The sequence below is a fragment of the Paraburkholderia bannensis genome (assembly GCF_014200455.1).
Taxonomy (GTDB): Bacteria; Pseudomonadota; Gammaproteobacteria; order Burkholderiales; family Burkholderiaceae; genus Paraburkholderia; species Paraburkholderia bannensis_A.
Genome location: NZ_JACHBW010000019.1, coordinates 88,451 through 106,022, shown reverse-complemented (window position 1 = coordinate 106,022; position 17,572 = coordinate 88,451). Strand labels below are relative to the sequence as shown.

The window sequence follows — 17,572 nt, the reverse complement described above, 5'->3', positions numbered from 1 at the left end:
TGAGCGCGAGACGGGCAAATTGGCCGTTCGGCAGAGGGATTCAGGCCCGCAAAGCCGCTAATTCGCGGGTTTGGCGGGTTCAGCGAGCCGATCCTCGAAAAGTCCGGGCGATAGAAGCGGCGGGTTCGGCTCGCCGTTTCAAAGATTACGCGTCGTCGCCGTGCGATTGTTCGCTGGCGCCGTCCTTGTGGAACACGCGTTTGGTCGTGCGTTTGGTGGCGTCCCAGCCCTCGCGCGACGCGTGCGCGATGCCGTGGCCTACGGTTCTGGCGGCATGCGCGGTGGCGTGGCCGAAGTCGCGCGCGGCCTCGCCGGTCTTATGGGCGGCCTCTTTCGAGTCGTGCTTGATGTTCTCCTTGACCTCATGCAGATCGGCATGCGCCGCCGGGCTGACGAAGGCGAAACCCAGCAGCAGCGCAGCCAGGGCAAGCGGATGGTGCAAACGATTTTTCATATGGGTTCTCCCTTTAAGGTGGCGTGGCCTTCGCGTTGCCCTCGCCGGGCAGCCGCCCCGACGCGTCGAGCATCACGGCGGCGCGGCCCGAGAGCAGCGTCTGCGCGCCGCAGCGCACGGTGAAGGCGTAGAGCACGCTGGTGCCGTCGCCGTTCAGGCGTTCGGCTTCGATGGTGAGGGGTGCGGTGAAGGTGTCGAGCCGCGCGACGTGCGCTTGCACGCCGCGCACGCTGGCAAGAAAGCCCACGCGCGGGCGCTGGTTTTCGCGGCCGTCGATGCCGACCAGCGCGCCATGCACGGCCATCGCCTGCGCGGCGTATTCGATGCCGCAGGCCGAACCCAGCCGCCCGCGCGCGCGCAGCGGATTGTGCGGGTCGCAGTGGCTGGTCGCGGTGCAGCGGATGTGGCTGTCGTCCCACGCTTCGACGCCGTCGAGCAGGCACATCGCGCCGCTATGCGGAATATGCGCCGCGATCCAGGCGCGATCGAGCAGCACGGCGTTCAGCGGGGCGGCGCTCACGGCGCGGGCTCCGTCGGCGTGGGAGCGTGCGGGAAGCTCAGATCGATCCGCACGCGCGTTTCCGGCAGATAGTCGATCACCACGCTGGCCGCGCGGCGCTGCGCGATCGCTTCGAGCAGCGGCAGCGCGCGCGCCGCCGGATTGCTCGCGCGCAGCGCTTCGAATTCGGGCGAAGCGAGCTTCGTGGCGGGCGCGTCCGTGAGTTGCGCCTCGATATGGGCGAGGCCTGGCCGTTGCGCAGCGGTGTCTGCCAGCGGCGCGAGCACCAGCGCCACGCCGAACGCATCGGCGACAGGACGCACCGCGCGCAGCGGCTCGGGATAGTCGGCGTCGTAGGCGATCAGCAGGCCCGGCACGCCGTCCACGGCGACCTGGCACAGGCTTTCCAGCAGGCCGGCCGCGAAGCTGCCGTCGTGCGCGCAGAGCACGTTCGAGGTGGCTCGCGCGTGCGCCGCGATGCTCCAGTAGCCCGCCGGCGCGTTGTGCACCGAGTTATGAAAGCGCGTGGGCGAGAGCTGGCGGTCTTCGCCCGCGAGCGTTTCGCAGATCGCGTGACAGTTCTGGCCGTCGCCGCCCGAGGCCGCGAAGACGGTCGCCAGCGTGGTGGCGTCGCGCCCGCTCGCGGCCACCGCTTCGTGGCCCACGGCCAGCGCGGTGCGCACGACCGGGCCGGTGCGGCGGCGCTCGGCGGAGGGCAGCGAAGCGGGAGGCGGCAGCGCCGTGCGTGCGCGCTCGTAGGTTGCGCGGCCCGCGAGCGCTGCGGCGGCGTGCGGCCAGTCGGGCAGTCCCGGGCCGATCAGGCCGATGCTTTCGATGCAGGCGTTCAGTTTCATCGCAATGTCGTCCACATGAAGCGGGGGTTAGCGCGCGCGACTGGGCACACGACCGGCCGCAGGACCAGAACCACGACCCAGCACAAGGCTGCAATTCGTCCCGCCAAAGCCGAAGGAATTGCTGAGCACCGCGTCGATATCGGCATCCCGGCTTTGCAGCACGTAATTCACGCCGAGTTCCAGGTCGGGCCGCGTGGTGTTCACGCCGGCGGGAATGAAGCGCTCGCGCAGCGCCAGCGCGGCGGCTACGGCTTCCAGCGCGCCCGCCGCGCCGAGCGTATGGCCGGTTGCGCCTTTGGTCGAACTGCAGGGCGTGGCGTTGAACAGCGCGGCAAGGGCGCGGCCTTCGGCGGCGTCGTTGCTGGGCGTCGCGGTGCCATGCAGGTTGATATAGCCGATGTCTGCTGGCGTGAGGCCCGCGGTGGCCAACGCCTGTTCGATGGCGCTGCGCGCACCCAGCCCCTGCGGATGCGGCGACGACATATGGTGCGCGTCGCTCGATTCGCCGACGCCGAGCAGCAGCACGGCATCGGCGGCGGGCGCCTGATCGGCTGGCAGACGTTCGAGCAAGGCGAACGCCGCCGCCTCGCCGATCGAAATGCCGTCGCGCGCCGCGTCGAAGGGCCGGCACGGCTGGCGCGACAGCAATTCGAGCGAATTGAAGCCGTACAGCGTGGTGAGGCACAGCGAATCGACGCCGCCCACCACCGCCGAGTCGATCAACCCGGCTTCGATCATGCGCCGCGCCGAGCCGAACACCTTGGCTCCCGATGAGCACGCCGACGAGATCGCCGTGGCCGGTCCACGCAGCGCGCAATACGCGCGCACGAAAGCGGCGACGGAGTACGGGTTGTGGGTCTCGGCGTAATGGAAGCCCGGCGCGAGCGCGCCGCTTTGTGGATCGCGCGTGCGATAGGCCTGCTCGGTTTCCAGGATGCCGCTCGTGCTGGTGCCGATAAAAACGCCCACGCGATGTGCGCCATATCGCGCCACCGCCGCCGCAACGTGCGCGGCGAAACCGTCCTGCTCAAGCCCGAGCTGCGCGAGACGGTTGTTGCGGCAGTCGTAATCCTGGAGACCGGCGCGCATTGCCACGTCGTTTACGCCGTCGACCCGGCCGATCCACGTGTCGAGTTCGGCGCGCTCGAAATCGCACGGCACAAGGCCGCCGCGCTGGCCGCGCAGGGCGGCCAGCATTGCGTCGAGACCGCGCCCGAGGCAACTGGTGGCGGTGTAGTGCGAGAGCAGGAGCGGGTTCACGAATATCGTCTGGGTTGAGGGCCGCCGGGCTGCGCGGCCATACGTTTGTTATGGGTCAAATTTTATCAAACGGTGCGGCGTCAATCGCCTTCTGGGCGGGGAGCGGCGGGCTCTCGTGGGGTCCATGCTGCTCGTGCTGCTCGTGCTGCTCATGCGACTGCTGCGGCAGACTTTCTTCCAGCGCCTCGCGCAGCGTCACCCAGCGCAATTGCGCCTGCGCGGCGGCGCGCAGCAATGCGGGCAATACCGTCAGCAGCACTGGCTCGCCGTGCGCACCGCGCGCCGCGTGGCCGTCGTGAACAAGCAGGATGTCGCGCGGCGCGAGGCCGTGCAGCAGACGTTGCGCGACCTTGCCCGCATCGCGCTCGCGCGTGTCGAAGCCGCGCCGCGTCCAGCTCGCCAGATGCAGCCCCAGATCGCAGAGCACCGGCTCCAGAAAGGGATTGCGCAGGCCTGCCGGCGCGCGGAAAAAGAGCGGACGCGTGCCGGTGATCTCGCCAAGCGTGCGCTGCCCGGCTTCGATTTCGCGTCGCAGCGCGCCCGGCGCGGACAGCGAAAAGGTGTGTCGATGCCGCTGACTATGGTTTTCGACGGCGTGGCCGCGCGCAGCCATCTGTTCGACGATATGCGCGTGGCGCTGCGCCCGCTCGCCGATGCAGAAGAAGGTGGCGCGCGCGCCGTGGGCGTCGAGCAGGTCGAGCACGCGCGGCGTGACTTCGGGATCCGGGCCGTCGTCGATGGTCAGGGCGATGCTGTTTTGCAGGGTTTGTGAGGTTTGCGTGAGCGGCAGCCGCCTCCAGTTCGGGCCGAGCAAGGCGCTCTTCGGCCAGAGTCCGGCGGCGGTCAGTACCAGATGCGAGGCGATCACCCCGCCGGTCGCCCAGGGCCAGGTGGCCGGTTGCGCGAGCATGGCGGCCGCCGCGCCCACATGCAGCGCGGCGGTGCCGGTAATCAGCGGCGCGGGCTTCCAGCGGCGCGGCGCGGCGGTGAGCGGGAGCGGCGTTGCGGCGTTCATGCGCGCTTCTCCTCGCGGGCGTTCAGGCGTGCGCCTGCTGCCGCCGCGCTTGCGGGCGCGGCGCGCGCAGTCTGAGGCGCAAGAATCGCGGCAAACGCCAGCGCGAGCATCGCGCCCGGCCCCACCGTCAGGCCGAACGTTTCGAGCAGCGGCACCTGCGATAGCGCAAGCAGCCCGAAGCCCGCCACCGTCGCCAGATTGGCGACCAGCAGCGACACCAGCGTGCCCGGCGCGATGGTTTGGATAGGGCCGTCGCCTGGCGTGTGCTTGCAGAAAAACAGCGCGTAATTCGAGCCGACCGCCACGATCAGCAACATGCCCACCAGATGCAGGATCGTGAGCGCCACGCCCGCGAGCGCGAAGCCCGCGGCCACCACGAGCACGGCGGCCACCAGCGGCGCGAGCGCGCGCGCGGCGCGCTTTGCGGAGCGCAGCGCGATGCCCAGCAGCACGGCGATCGCCGCAAAGCCCGCCAGCGAAAGGCGCAGATCCTCGCGCACATAGTTGGCGTAGAGGCGGTCGGCTTCGGTTTTCATGTCGACGAACAGCGCGCCGGGCACCTGCGCTTGCGCGACGGCGGCGCGGATCGGCGCGGCGTTCAGGCTCGACGTGTCGGCCCGCGTGGCACCGTCCGGCGCCCGCAGCGCGAGCATGGCGTTCCAGCCGCCGCCTGCGCGCGGCGTGAGCAGCGCGTCGACGGCCAGCGCCATCGAGGTGCCGTGCAGATCGGCGCGTGTGATCGGTGCAGCCTGGCGCGCCGCCGCGACATCGGCGAGGAAGGGGGCGAAGGCGTCGGGCTTGAGCGCAATCGGCTGATTGGCGAGCGCTTCGTGCAGGCGCGCGGAGAGCGTGGCGTCGTCGGGCAGGCTGGCGAGGCGCGCGCGCTGCGTCGCCGCGCTCGGCAGGTAGCGCGCCGGACTTTCGAAGCCCGCGAGCACGCCGCGTTCGACCAGCGGCTGCAACTGCGCGCCAATCTTTTCCGCGCCTTCCAGCGCGGCCTGCTCGCTGGCGGCGGGGATATCGACCAGATAGCGCACGTCGGGCGCGCCCACGTCGGCGCGCAATCGCGCGTCGAGCGCCTGGCCGGCCGCCGGAACCGGGCTGAGCGCGGAGAGTTCGTGGCTCCAGAGGCCGTCGCGGTGCAGCGCCAGAACCGCGACGGCGGCAAGCGCCAGCGCCGCGAGCGGCCAGCGCAGACGCGGCGCGGCCTGCGCGGCGCGCGCGAGCCAGGCGGCGAGGCGCGTGACGTCGCGCATCGCCACCGGCCCGCCTTGCAGGCGCGGCAACACGAAGCGCGTGACCAGCGCCGCCGTCACGAGGCCCGCGATCGAAAACGCGCCCAGTTGCACGAGGCCCGGAAAGCCCGAGAACAGCATCGACGCGAAGCCGCACACGGAAGTCAGCACGCCCAGGCGGATCGTCGGCCAGTAGGCGGCGACCCACGCACGCAGCGTGTCTTCGCGGTGCGCGCCGGTGAGGCTTTGCGTGGAGGTTTGCGCCGATTGCACGAACAGATAGATCGAGTAATCGACGGCCTCGCCGATCAAGGTCGTGCCGAAGCCCAGCGTGATCCCCTGCACCGTGCCGAACGCAAGGCTCACCGCCGCGATCCCCGCCGCCACGCCCGACAACACTGGCAGCAGACCCAGCACAAGCGTGCGCGGCGAGCGATAGAGCGCCAGCAGCAGCGCGACGATCAGCACCATGCTGAGCGCCGAGATGCGTTCGACGTCATGGCGGATCGCGTCACGCGTCTGGACGGAGAACACGCCGGGACCGCTCATTTCGATGTGATAGCTCGAAGCGTTCGGCAGCGTGCGTGTGGCCGCCGCGAACGCGCGCTGGATAGCGTCGACGGCGCGGGCCTGGGCGTCGGTGTCCGAGCCCGCGGCGGCGGTTTGCGCGACCAGCACGGCGCGCGAGCCGTCGCGCGAAGCCCACACGCCGTCGCGGGTGGCGGGCTGCGCCGCGCCGTCCATCTGGCCGACGAGCGCGGCGACTTCGCCGGTCGGATCGTGCGGCAGCAGATCCTTGGCCATGAGGCCGGCCGACGAGCTGAGCAGATCGAGGCTGTCGCCAAGCGCCGCGTGCAGGCCGTCTGCCGTGAAGCGTTGCGGCGTGACGTCGGGGCTCAGCGCGTAGCGGTGAGCGAACACGAATTGCTGGTCGCGCGCGTCGTTGACGGCTTCGCCGTTGTGGAGCGCCGCGAATTGCGGATCGGCGCGCAGGGTGACCGCGATCTGACGCGAAATCTGCGCACGGGTGGCAGCGTCGCCGTCTTCGCTTTTACCCTCGCTTTTACCCTCGATGCCGACGAGAATCAGCCGCGAGACCACGCCGTCGCGCAACTGATCGACCAGCACGCGCTGCCCCGCACTGGGCGCGCGCGGCAGGAAGGCGGAGAGATCGGTGCTGAAGTGCGCGCGTGCGATCGCGCCTGCGCAGGCCAGCAGAAACAGCAGCCATATCAGCACGGCGCGGCGTTGCAGCGCGTGCATGAGGCGGTGGGTGGGCGTAGGCGGGACGTTCATGCGGTTCAAGCGTGGCGCGAGGGCTGACGTGCGCCGCTCAGTTCGAAGCCGATCCGGACGAAGGCGCCGAAGCCGAAGCCGGGAGCGGCCGCAACTGCATCAGCGAATGATCGCCGCCCGCCTGCTGGATCGCTACGCTGCGCAGCAGATCGCGCGCGCCTTCGAGCGTGATCGCACTGACGGTTTTGCGCATCTGCGAATCGCGCGGCGTAAGCGTGAGCGTCCACGCTTCGCCGCTGCCGCTGAGCGCGACCTGGTAGGTCTGCTCAAGCGCAAGGCGGTTGCCTGTGAGCGTGGCGCGGATGCTTTCGATAAACGCGCCCAGTTCTGGGTAACGCGCGAGCGCGAGCGTGTATTTGCGGTTGTTGCGATCGACGGTGAGCATGTCGCCGTCCACGACCAGGTGCTCGGGCCTGGGCTTGAACGTGTTCTTTTCCAGATGGTCGGGCGCGACGAAGGACAGCTCACCCGAGGACTCCACGGGCTGCGTGGCGATCGACAGGTATTTGGTTTCGGTGAAGGCGGCGCGCCCCGATTTGTGCTGCGCGAGCGTGGACATCAGCCGGTCGAGCGTCCAGTCGGGGGAGGCGCTCGGGGCGCTCTGGTCGGCTTGTGCGGCTTGGGCCGCCTGCGCGAAGCCCGTAGCGCCCAGCAACAAGGCGGCCAGCGCGGGCGCGAGCACGCGGTTCACACCACGAAGGCGATGAAGACGGAAGGCGCTCATGCGTCGGAAGTCTCCCGGGGGGCGAGGCTGGCGGTGTTGCTGTCGCGACGTGCGGGCGGGCGCATCTGCGATTGAGCGCGCGTGCCCGCGTTCGCGCCGTTTGCCACCAGCGCGTTTTGCGTGAGCCGGGAGGCAGCCAGCGCCGCGGTGTTCGGCTTCGCGTTCTGCTTCGGCTTCGCCGTCTGCCAGAAATCGAAGTAGTTGAACCAGTTATAGGGCGCGGCGCGGCAATGGCGGTCGAGCAGCGCGACATAGCGCACCAGCGCCGCGTCGATGGCCGCCTGGCGCGCCTCGCGTGGCGTATTCGTGAAATCGGCGAGCGTTTCGAAGTGGATGTCGTAGCGGTTGCCGCCGCGATAGAGGCCGGTCATGAAGATCACAGGACGCTTGAGCATCGCGGCCATGTAGAGCGGGCCGAGGGGGAACGCCGCTGGTTCGCCCAGGAAGGCCATGCGGCGCAGCGCGGCGGTGTCGTCGGCGAGCAGGGTGCGGTCGGCGAGCATCCCCACCATGCAGTTTTCGTCCAGGCGCTGGCTCACGCGCAGCATCGAATCCACCTGTCCCAGGCCGATCACCTCGGGCTGCGCGGCAGGATTGACCGCGGCCAGCGTCGCGTTGATGCGGCGCGCGTTCTCTTCGAACATCGTCACGACCACGCGCAGCGTCGGGTGGGTGCGACCGAGCGCGCGCACCACTTCGAAGCTGCCCAGATGCGCGCCCATCAGGAACGCGCCGCGTCCGCCCTTGAGTGCTTCGTCCACCAGGTGATGGCCTTGCGGTCTGATGTCGAACAGGTCGAAACGCTCGTTCATCAGATAGATGCGGTCGTGGATGGTCGCCGCGAAGGTGAAGACGTGCCGGTAGAGATCGGCCCAGTTGGCCGCACGGCCGAGCACGCGGCGCAGGTAGTCGCGCGAAGCGGCCCGCGCGCGCGGCGAGAACAGCACGAAATACAGGGCGATGAGGTGCACCAGCGCACGCGCGAGGCGCCGGCCCAGACGCAGCGACATCCACGTCATCGCGCGCAGGAGCAGGGCGTTGCCGCGTTCCTCGCGCTGGGCCCAGTCGGTGCGGTTGGCGGCCTCGGCGGTGTTGTTCGGATTCTGCTGGGTCATGGGTGCGGCCTTCCCTGCGGGTTTGTTGCGTCGTGCGTCGTGCTTGCCGTCAACGACAAGGTGCCGCTTGCGATATCGCGTTCGCCCGCGCGCACGGTGAAGCGGATCGAGCCGCCGGCCTGCGCGTCGAAGGCGAGATCCAGCGCCTCGCCGGGCGCCGCCGGGCTCAGGAATTTCGCCGCGCTCAAGCGCCAGCCATCGGCGGGACGGTCGAGCGCCGCGCCGATCGCGTCGATGGCGTGATCGAGCAGCATCACGCCCGGCACGATCGGGTGACCCGGAAAGTGACCGGCCAGCGCGGGGTGATCGGCGGGGACCGTGAAGCCGAGGGCGGCCCGGGTGGGCGCTGCTGCCTCTCTGGAAGCGTTCACCAACGCGCCCCGCGTGTGCCGGGCGACCAGCGCGGCGAGCACATCGTGCGGCAGCTTGCCGGTTTCGTTGCGCGGCAGCGAATCGACGAACACCAGCGGGCGCGGCATGAAGGCGGCGTCGATGCGCTCGCGCAGCGCGCGTTGCAGGCGCGTGGCGTCGAGTGTGGGCGCGACCACCAGCGCGACGAGGCGCGTCACGGGCTCGATGCCTTCGCGCGTTGCGTGGGCCTGGGTGGATTCGGCCGGCATGAAGAACACGCCGTCGATCACGCCTTCGATCGCGTTGAGCTGATGGTTCAGATAAGCGAGCGACGTGCGCTTGCCCGCGATATTGATGAGATCCGCCTTGCGTCCATGCAGCAGGAAACGATGCGCGTCGAGCAGTTCGAGCGCGTCGCCCATCGGCACCGGCACTTCGACGTGGCCGCCCGAGGCCCACATGGTCGGGCCGTCGTCGCTGCCCGGGCGTGCTTCCAGGCGGATATCGTCGAACAGTGTCCAGGTCGCGCCCTTCGCGGTGCGGCGCGTGGCGATCTGGCCGGTTTCGGTGCTGCCGTAGATTTCGACCAGCGGCGCGTGCAGGCGGTTTTCCGCAACGCTTGCGAGCTTCTCCGAAAGCGGCGCGGTGGCGCTCAGGACCAGCGCGGCTTCAGGCAGCGCCGCGTCGCTGGCGAGCAGCGCGCGCAGATGGATCGGCGAGGTGACCAGCACGCGCGGCTGCGGCACGCCGGCCAGTTCGCTGCGGATGTCCTCGGGGTAGAAGGGCTGCCGGTTGCTGAACGCCAGGCCGCCGATCAGCGCGAGCAGCACCGTCGATTCGAAGCCGTACATATGCTGCGGCGGCACGGTGCCGATCAGCGTGTGTGCGCAGCCATCGGCGTTGGCGAGGCCCAGACGCGCAGCGGAGGCCTGGATACCGGCGACGAGAAAGCCCCACGTCTTGCGATGCGGCACCGGCGCGCCCGTCGATCCGGACGTGAACACGTAGGCCATGACGCGGGCGGTGTCGATCTGCGGGACATCGAAGGGCGCGTCTTCCGGTTCGGGCGCCGGGGTATCGGAATCCGCCGCGGGATAGCGAAAGCGCGGCAGGTCGATTGTGCATTCGGCCGTGTCATGCAGGCAGAACGCATCGGGCGCGAAGCGGGCGAGCTGGCGCACCATCTCCGGCGTATGCGTTGACGGCAACAGGCTGATGCGGCCCGTCACAAGCGCCGCGCACAGGCTTACCGCGAAGCGATAGCGGTCGCGGCAGACATTGAAGACGTGAGTGCCTGGCGGCAGCGCAGCCGCGATCCGCGCAACCTCGGCGAGGAACGCGCGCACCGTGACCGGCGAGCCGTCGCGCCAGGCAATGACCTGACGGGGCGAGGTGTGAAAAACCAGCGGTTGAGTCGGCATAAATCGGTTGATACGAAAACGGGGGCCGGGGCGGCGTCTGGTCATATCCGCTGGTTTTGGCCCGGTAATTGGCCCGGAATTTATTGCAGTTGGCTCCTGTGCGGCGGGGTGGCGCACGATCTCGCCCGATAAGCGCGGATCGCTTCCATCATCCCCGCCTGGGCCTCGCCAGGCACCATGAAACGCCGTACCGCGTGCTCGCCGACGAACATCGCGCCCACCAGCGGCAGCGCCAGATAGTTCGCGAAGGTCGACCAGTCGACGATGGGCGCGAAGGCGAACATCAGCGTCGATATCGCCGCGATCGCCACGAAAAATACGCTCCAGGCGAGCGTGATCTGTCGCGTATAGCGCGCGACCGCCGGCTTGAGACCGCTCCCGCCTGGCTTGCGCATCATCGTCGCGAACTGCGTGCACAGCGGCGTCCGGCCTGCCGCGAGCGTGCGCCCAAACACCAGCGCCATGCCCAGATTGAAGCTCACATGTTCAAGGTACAGGCCCCATTCGAAGTGCTGAGCAAGCGGCGTGCGCGCTCCCCACAAAGCCCCTGCGCCGAGCATCCAGAGCGTCAGCCACCGCGCGCGGCGCGGCGAACGCGCGGCCGCGCCCAGCGCGAGAAGCAGCGGCGGCGCCAGCGCCATCGCCAGGCCAAGGCCGTGATCGTCGGGCGTGGCGATAGCGTGGTGCGCGAGCACCTGATAGGCGGCCACTGTCGCGACCGCCAGAAACGCCCTCAAAAAACCGATGAATCCTTGCGTCGATTTCATCGCCTGGCTCCCGGGCGCACGCGTCCACGCGCTGCCGGGCAGGGCGGTATGGGGCGGCGGTGAAAAGCGGGGCGATGCATGGTCGATGTCGTATCCGTTGGTTTTCAGATCACTTTCGAGATAGTGGTCCGGCTCACGAAGCGTCTTATGTCATATGAATGACAGGGCCCGATTCCAGGGAAGGCGTATTTTAAGATGCCTGAGGCGCATCCTCGGTAAGCCTTCCGGACGCTTTGTAACCGTTTGTATGACACTGCCAGCGCGGATCGGGACGCTGCGGCGCGATACAGCCTGTTTCGTCCAAGGCTTGCGCGGCTTTGCGTCCACTAGCATGCGAGGCGCGTGCCCGACCCTCTGTAACCTTTCGGAAGGCCTCCCCGTATACGCACCGATACCCATCGTCTAGAATCCGCGTAACTTTTACCAAACGAACCCTAAAATCAGGGCACGGGGGCTGGCGTCGCCATAACGGCGCGGGCACAGGCAGTTGGCCGGATCGATTGAATCGACGGGATTGACCGCATTGACGGGATTGACCGATTTGACGTTCGGCCGATGGCAACCCGGCAATTCTGTCGCAAACCCGTGGCCCCCGCAGCCTTGATTTCCACGCCCTGCACGCACATGAATCCACTCGAACACGAGCTCGCCACCCTGATCGTCGGCGATCTGAATCTGGAAGACGTGTCGCTCGACGACGTGAACGCCGAGACCCCGCTCTATGGCGAGGGCTTCGGGCTCGACTCCATCGACATTCTGGAAATTGCGCTGCTGATCTCGAAGAAGTACGGTTTCGAGCTGCGTTCAGACAATCCGGATAACGAAAGAATCTTCGCGACGCTGGGCGCACTGGCCGCCTACGTCGAGGCGCATCGCACGCGCTGAAGCGTTTTTTTGCGCACGCCTTGCGCGCGTCGTTATCGCGCCTGGCGACGCCCAACGGGGGAGCCGAAATGCACAACGACAAGCCCATGCGGGCACTCGTGACGGGCGGCAGCGGGGCGCTCGGTCAGGCCATCTGCGCCGCGCTGGCCGCAGCGGGCCATGAAGTGTGGGTGCACGCGAACCGGCGTCTCGACGAGGCGCAGGCCGCCGCGCAACGCATCGTCGATGCGGGCGGACGCGCCCACGCCATCGCCTTCGACGTGACCGACGCCGACGCTGCGCAAGCGGCGCTCGAACGCCTGATCGAAGACGCGCCGGTGCAGATTCTCGTCAACAACGCCGGCATTCACGACGATGCGCCGCTCGCGGGCATGACGCGTGAGCAATGGCGCAGCGTGATCGACGTGTCGCTCAACGGCTTTTTCAACGTCACGCAGCCGCTCATGCTGCCGATGATTCGCACGCGTCGCGGGCGCATCGTCAACATCGCCTCGCTGGCGGGCGTGATGGGCAATCGCGGCCAGGTCAATTACTCGGCGGCCAAGGCCGGCTTGATCGGCGCGACCAGGGCGCTGTCGCTCGAAGTCGCTTCGCGGGGCATTACCGTGAATGCGATCGCGCCCGGCATCATCGCCTCGCCCATGGCGCAGGATGCCTTTCCCGCCGAGCGCATCAAGCAACTGGTGCCCGCGCAGCGCGCCGGCCAGCCCGAGGAAGTGGCCGGGATGGTCGCCTATCTCGTGTCGGACGCTGCTGCCTATGTGACGGGCCAGGTGCTGTCGATCAACGGCGGGCTGGCCTGAAGCGGGCTTGTCGCTGAAGTCGCCGGATTCAGGCCACGCCCGCCACGCCCTGTCATCAATCTTTGTCAGCATGTCTTCCGCCATGTCCACGCCCACCGCCTCCACCACGCATCTCGTCCTGATCCCGAGCTACAACCCGGGCGTGAAGGTCGAGGAAACCGTGCGCGGCGCGCGCGCGCAATGGGACCCGGTCTGGGTCGTGGTGGACGGCAGCACCGACGGCAGCGCCGAGCGTCTCCAGGCGATGGCCGCCGACGATCCCGGCCTGCACGTGATCGTGCTGCCGACGAATCGCGGCAAGGGCAGCGCGGTGCTCGCCGGCATGCAGGCGGCCGCCGCGCGCGGATTCACGCATGTGCTGACGATGGATTCGGACGGCCAGCATCCGGCGGGGCTGATTCCGCGATTCATGGCCGCCTCCCAGGCCGACCCCGAGGCGATGGTGCTGGGCGTGCCGAAGTTCGACGCCAGCGCGCCGCAATTGCGCGTGCAGGGCCGCCGTCTCTCCAACTTCTTCGCTGATTTCGAGACCCTGTGGGCAGGTATCGGCGATTCGCTGTACGGCTTTCGCGTTTATCCGATCGCACCGCTCGTGTCCATCATGGAGCGCCAGTCGTGGATGCGCCGCTTCGACTTCGATCCCGAAGCCGCCGTGCGTCTTTGCTGGGCGGGCGTGAGGCCGATCCAGATCGAGGCGCCCGTGCGCTACTTCGGCGCGCACGAAGGCGGCGTCTCGCACTTCAACTACGCGCGCGATAACCTGCTGCTGTCGTGGATGCATCTGCGCCTGGTGGCGGGCTTCGGCGTGCGGCTGCCGTATCTCGTGGCGAAAAAGGTGCTGCGTTAAGGCGTGCCAGGGTTTTTCAGGCTCGCCGTAGTGCGGGCAAGGTAGTTGCGTGCGCATCGAACGCGCTCAATGATCCCGCTTGCGATATGGCTTCGCCAATCGCGTCGCCCACCAGAATGATCGCGGGACTGCCCAGTCCCGCAGCCTGCGCCAGCTCCGCAATCGTGCCGAGTGTGCCCATCACGCGGCGCTCCTGGGCGCTGCCCGCCCATTGCACCACCGCGGCCGGTGTTGTCGCTGACAGCGTCTGCGCAAGCGTCGCGCAAAGGCCTTCGATGCGGCTCATCCCCATATAGATCGCCAGCGTCATGCGCGTGGCCGCGAGCGCCTGCCAGTCTGGCTCGCTATGGTCGCGCAAATGCGCGGTCACAAAGATCACGCCCTGGCAATGGTCGCGATGCGTGAGCGAGACGCCCAGCCCCGCCGCCGCCGCAAATGCCGATGACACGCCATTGATGATTTCAAACGGCACGCCCGCCCGATGCAGCGCCGCGAGTTCTTCGCCCGCGCGTCCGAACAATAGCGCGTCGCCGCCCTTCACGCGCACCACGTCATGGCCCTTGCGCGCATAGCGCACCATCAGCCGCTCGATGAACGCCTGAGGCGTCGAACGACAGCCGCCGCGTTTGCCGACCCGGATGATGCGCGCCTGCGGCGCCAAGGTGGCGATATCGGGATTGACCAGATCGTCGAGCAGCACGATCTGCGCGCGCGCGAGCGCTTTCGCGGCCTTGAGCGTGAGGAGGTCGAGGTCGCCTGGGCCTGCGCTCACTAGGGTGACCGTGCCGGTCTTTGCGTTCATCGCCGGGTGCGTCGTGTGATTCATGTTGCGTCCTCTGACTGCGCTGTGTCTATCTTGCGCTTCAAATGCAAACGGCGTCCGCCCGTCTTTGATGACAGGGGACGCCGTTGTCCGTTCGTGCTTGCTTGCTGTATGTGATGCGTGTGATGCGGTGTTGCGGACCGGCGTCGTTGCCGGATGCTTCTGAAACGCAAGTTCCAGACCAGTGCGATTTGAGCGTGTTTTCGGCGCTTTCTCGCCTTGGACGCGCACCGAAACCGTACAGCAACCGTGCTGCGCAGCACCAAAGCTGTGCCCCCCTGCATCGTCGTGCAGCAGCGCAGGGTCCGCGTCGAGGCTGCGTATGCGTGGCGTAAAAGCCCACGGAGAAAGGCTTCGCGCCAATTGAGCGCGCATTGGCACAGTGCTTGCGTAACGATCTGCAATCCGGATCAAAGGCGATCCGGCTACCGCGAAGTCCATGCGACGCGGCAGGCAGCACCATTCGATTGAACACAGGACAACGGCGTCCCCTGAATCTGGCTTGTCACAAGCTGGATTTGCGGGACGCCTTTTTTATTGGCTTTTTCTCAGGCAGGGTGCACAGGCATGACGCAATCTACGCTCGCAATGAACGCTCTGAACGTGGTGGTCATCGGCCACGGCATGGTGGGCCACAAGTTTCTCGAAAGCGTGCTCGCCGACGCGGCCCAGACCGCGCGGAACGTGCGCGTCACGGTGCTCTGCGAAGAGCCGCGTCCCGCCTACGATCGCGTGCATCTTTCCGAATTCTTCGCGGGCAAGAGCGCCGATGATCTGTCGCTCGTGAGCGAGGGCTTTTTCGAGCGCGACGAGGTGCGCGATCGCGTGCGCCTCTTGCTCGATGCGAAGGTCGTCTCGATCGATCGCGTTGCGCGCACGGTCAGCGTGTCCAACGGCGAGACGATTGCTTATGACAAGCTCGTGATCGCCACCGGCTCGTCGCCGTTCGTGCCGCCCATCGAAGGCAACGATCGTTCGGATTGCTTCGTATATCGCACCATCGAAGATCTCGAAGCGATGCGGGCGCGCGGGGCGAGTGCGAGGACCGGCGTGGTGGTGGGCGGCGGTCTGCTGGGCCTCGAATGCGCCAAGGCGCTGCGCGATCTCGGGCTGCAAACCCATGTGGTCGAATTCGCGCCGCGCCTGATGGCGGTGCAGGTGGACGAAGACGGCGGGCGCATGCTGCGCGGCAAGATCGAGGCGCTGGGCGTGAGCGTGCATACGCAGAAGAACACCACGGCGATTGTCGATGGCGAAAGCGCCGCGAACCGCATGGTGTTTGCCGACGGCACGCATCTGGAAACCGACATGATCGTGTTCTCGGCGGGCATCCGTGCACGCGACGAACTGGCGCGCGCCTGCGGACTGGAAGTCGGTCCGCGCGGCGGCATTGTGATCGACGATACATGCCGCACGAGCGATCCCGATGTCTACGCCATCGGCGAATGCGCCCTGTGGAAAGGGCAGATTTTTGGCCTCGTCGCGCCGGGCTACGAGATGGCGCGCATTGTCGCCAGGGCGCTGGCGGGCGACGTATCGCAGGATTTCGCGGGTGCGGATATGAGCACCAAACTCAAGCTGATGGGCGTGGATGTGGCGAGTATCGGCGACGCGCAAGGCAAGACGCCGGGCAGCCGCTCGTATCGTTTCGCCGACGAGCGACGCGAGGTCTACAAGAAGATTGTCGTATCCGAATGCGGCAAGAAACTGCTGGGCGCGGTGATGGTGGGCGACGCAGGCGAATACGGCACGCTGCTGCAAATGATGCTCAACGGCATCGAATTGCCCGAAGCGCCGGAATTTCTTATCCTGCCACAGGCGGACGGCAAGACCAGGCCTGCGCTCGGCGTGGAGGCGCTGCCCGACGGTGCGCAGATCTGCTCGTGCAACAACGTTTCGAAGGCGCAGATCTGCGCCGCCGTGCGCGAAGGCGCGACCAGCATCGGCGCGATGAAAGCCGCCACCTGTGCGGGCGCGTCGTGCGGCGGCTGCGTGCCGCTTGTCACCCAGGTCATGAAGTCGGAGATGAAGCGCCAGGGCGTGGCCGTCAACAACCATATCTGCGAGCACTTCCCGTATTCGCGCCAGGAGTTGTATCACCTCGTGCGCGTCGAGCAGATCAAGACCTTTGGCGCGCTGCTGGCGAAACACGGTCACGGTCTGGGTTGCGATATCTGCAAACCGGCGGTGGCCGGCATTCTGGCCTCGTGCTGGAACGAGTTCGTGTTGAAGAAGGAGCACGCAAGCCTGCAGGATTCGAACGACTACTACCTCGCCAATATCCAGCGCGACGGCACGTATTCCGTGGTCCCGCGCATGGCGGGCGGTGAAGTCACGCCCGAAGGATTGATTGCCGTGGGCATGGTGGCGAAGAAGTACGGCCTCTATACCAAGATCACGGGCGGCCAGCGCGTGGACCTGTTTGGCGCACGCGTCGAGCAGTTGCCGTCCATCTGGGAAGAGCTGATCGAGGCGGGTTTCGAATCGGGACATGCCTACGGCAAGGCGCTGCGCACGGTGAAGTCGTGCGTGGGTTCGACGTGGTGCCGCTTTGGCGTGGGCGATTCCGTGGGGCTCGCGATTGACCTGGAGAACCGCTACAAGGGCTTGCGTGCGCCGCACAAGATCAAGTTTGGCGTGTCGGGCTGCACGCGCGAATGTGCGGAAGCGCAGGGCAAGGACGTGGGCGTGATCGCCACGGAAAAGGGCTGGAATCTCTACGTCTGCGGCAACGGCGGCATGAAGCCGCGCCACGCCGAACTGCTGGCCGCCGATCTCGACCGCGCGACGCTCGAACGCTATATCGACCGCTTCCTGATGTTTTACGTGCGCACCGCAGACCGCCTGCAACGCACCAGCGTGTGGCGCGACAACCTCGAAGGCGGTCTCGATTATCTGATTGACGTGATCGTGCACGACAAGCTTGGCATTGGCGCGGAACTCGAAGCGGAAATGCAGCTCGTGGTGGACACCTATGAGTGCGAATGGAAGAAAGCCGTGACCGATCCGCAAACGCGCCGCCGCTTCCGTCACTTTGTGAATAGCGAAGAGGGCGATCAGCATGTGACCTTCGTCGAAGAGCGCGGCCAGATTCGCCCGGCAACGCCCGCCGAGCGCGAGCAGATTCCGCTGCGCGCGCAAAGAAATGCGCTGGCGGATATTCCCGTGGTGGTCGAGGCAGTCTGAACCCGTTGAGCGCAACTTGAAGAGGAATCCAGAATGA

Annotated in this window: 15 protein-coding genes; 4 read left to right on the top strand and 11 right to left on the bottom strand. The window is 67.4% G+C overall.

Annotated elements, in window-relative coordinates:
• Window positions 1-145 precede the first annotated feature (145 nt).
• From F4827_RS27570 to F4827_RS27525, 10 genes are all read right to left on the bottom strand, one after another.
• Window positions 146-454 (bottom strand): hypothetical protein, encoded by a 309-nt coding sequence (locus tag F4827_RS27570; protein WP_183730021.1) that lies wholly within the window; start codon window positions 452-454, stop codon window positions 146-148.
• Window positions 455-467: 13 nt separating this feature from the next.
• The gene (locus tag F4827_RS27565) at window positions 468-974 is read right to left on the bottom strand and encodes a hotdog family protein (protein ID WP_183730018.1); all 507 of its coding nucleotides are present in this window, start codon (window positions 972-974) and stop codon (window positions 468-470) included.
• Complete coding sequence (locus tag F4827_RS27560) at window positions 971-1,807, bottom strand: beta-ketoacyl synthase chain length factor (protein WP_183730014.1); 837 nt, start codon at window positions 1,805-1,807, stop codon at window positions 971-973. The genes F4827_RS27565 and F4827_RS27560 overlap by 4 nt, the downstream gene beginning before the upstream one ends.
• 27 nt (window positions 1,808-1,834) lie before the next feature.
• Window positions 1,835-3,067, bottom strand: a complete 1,233-nt coding sequence (locus tag F4827_RS27555) for a beta-ketoacyl-[acyl-carrier-protein] synthase family protein (RefSeq protein ID WP_183730011.1) — start codon at window positions 3,065-3,067, stop codon at window positions 1,835-1,837.
• 55 nt (window positions 3,068-3,122) lie between these two features.
• A complete protein-coding gene (locus F4827_RS27550) occupies window positions 3,123-4,082 on the bottom strand; it encodes a polysaccharide deacetylase family protein (RefSeq protein WP_183730008.1) in 960 nt (319 codons plus the stop codon).
• Window positions 4,079-6,613: an MMPL family transporter gene (locus F4827_RS27545; RefSeq protein ID WP_183730005.1), complete on the bottom strand. Its 2,535-nt coding sequence runs from the start codon at window positions 6,611-6,613 to the stop codon at window positions 4,079-4,081. The genes F4827_RS27550 and F4827_RS27545 overlap by 4 nt, the downstream gene beginning before the upstream one ends.
• A 37-nt stretch (window positions 6,614-6,650) precedes the next feature.
• Complete coding sequence (locus F4827_RS27540) at window positions 6,651-7,337, bottom strand: outer membrane lipoprotein carrier protein LolA (RefSeq protein ID WP_183730002.1); 687 nt, start codon at window positions 7,335-7,337, stop codon at window positions 6,651-6,653.
• Complete coding sequence (locus tag F4827_RS27535; protein ID WP_183729999.1) at window positions 7,334-8,452, bottom strand: acyl-CoA synthetase; 1,119 nt, start codon at window positions 8,450-8,452, stop codon at window positions 7,334-7,336. The genes F4827_RS27540 and F4827_RS27535 overlap by 4 nt, the downstream gene beginning before the upstream one ends.
• A complete protein-coding gene (locus tag F4827_RS27530; RefSeq protein WP_183729996.1) occupies window positions 8,449-10,224 on the bottom strand; it encodes an AMP-binding protein in 1,776 nt (591 codons plus the stop codon). The genes F4827_RS27535 and F4827_RS27530 overlap by 4 nt, the downstream gene beginning before the upstream one ends.
• An 80-nt stretch (window positions 10,225-10,304) precedes the next feature.
• Window positions 10,305-10,991, bottom strand: coding sequence for a hypothetical protein (locus tag F4827_RS27525; protein WP_183729993.1), 687 nt, complete (start codon window positions 10,989-10,991; stop codon window positions 10,305-10,307).
• Between the two features lie 624 nt (window positions 10,992-11,615).
• On the opposite strand from F4827_RS27525, the gene F4827_RS27520 reads away from it, so the two are divergent.
• The 3 genes from F4827_RS27520 to F4827_RS27510 all read left to right on the top strand — a co-directional run bounded on the left by F4827_RS27520 (window position 11,616) and on the right by F4827_RS27510 (window position 13,526).
• Window positions 11,616-11,876: a phosphopantetheine-binding protein gene (locus F4827_RS27520; RefSeq protein ID WP_183729990.1), complete on the top strand. Its 261-nt coding sequence runs from the start codon at window positions 11,616-11,618 to the stop codon at window positions 11,874-11,876.
• An 86-nt stretch (window positions 11,877-11,962) separates the two neighbouring features.
• Entirely contained in the window at window positions 11,963-12,679 is a 717-nt protein-coding gene (fabG, locus tag F4827_RS27515) for a 3-oxoacyl-ACP reductase FabG (RefSeq protein ID WP_183730149.1), read from the top strand.
• 82 nt (window positions 12,680-12,761) lie between these two features.
• On the top strand, window positions 12,762-13,526 hold the full coding sequence (locus tag F4827_RS27510; RefSeq protein WP_183729987.1) for a glycosyltransferase family 2 protein: 765 nt from the start codon (window positions 12,762-12,764) through the stop codon (window positions 13,524-13,526).
• A 16-nt stretch (window positions 13,527-13,542) separates the two neighbouring features.
• Here the strand turns inward: F4827_RS27510 and cobA are convergent, their stop codons facing one another.
• Complete coding sequence (gene cobA, locus F4827_RS27505; protein ID WP_183730145.1) at window positions 13,543-14,328, bottom strand: uroporphyrinogen-III C-methyltransferase; 786 nt, start codon at window positions 14,326-14,328, stop codon at window positions 13,543-13,545.
• Window positions 14,329-14,946: 618 nt separating this feature from the next.
• Here cobA and nirB point away from each other — a divergent pair.
• A complete protein-coding gene (gene nirB, locus F4827_RS27500; protein ID WP_183730143.1) occupies window positions 14,947-17,535 on the top strand; it encodes a nitrite reductase large subunit NirB in 2,589 nt (862 codons plus the stop codon).
• The last annotated feature ends 37 nt before the right edge of the window (window positions 17,536-17,572 follow it).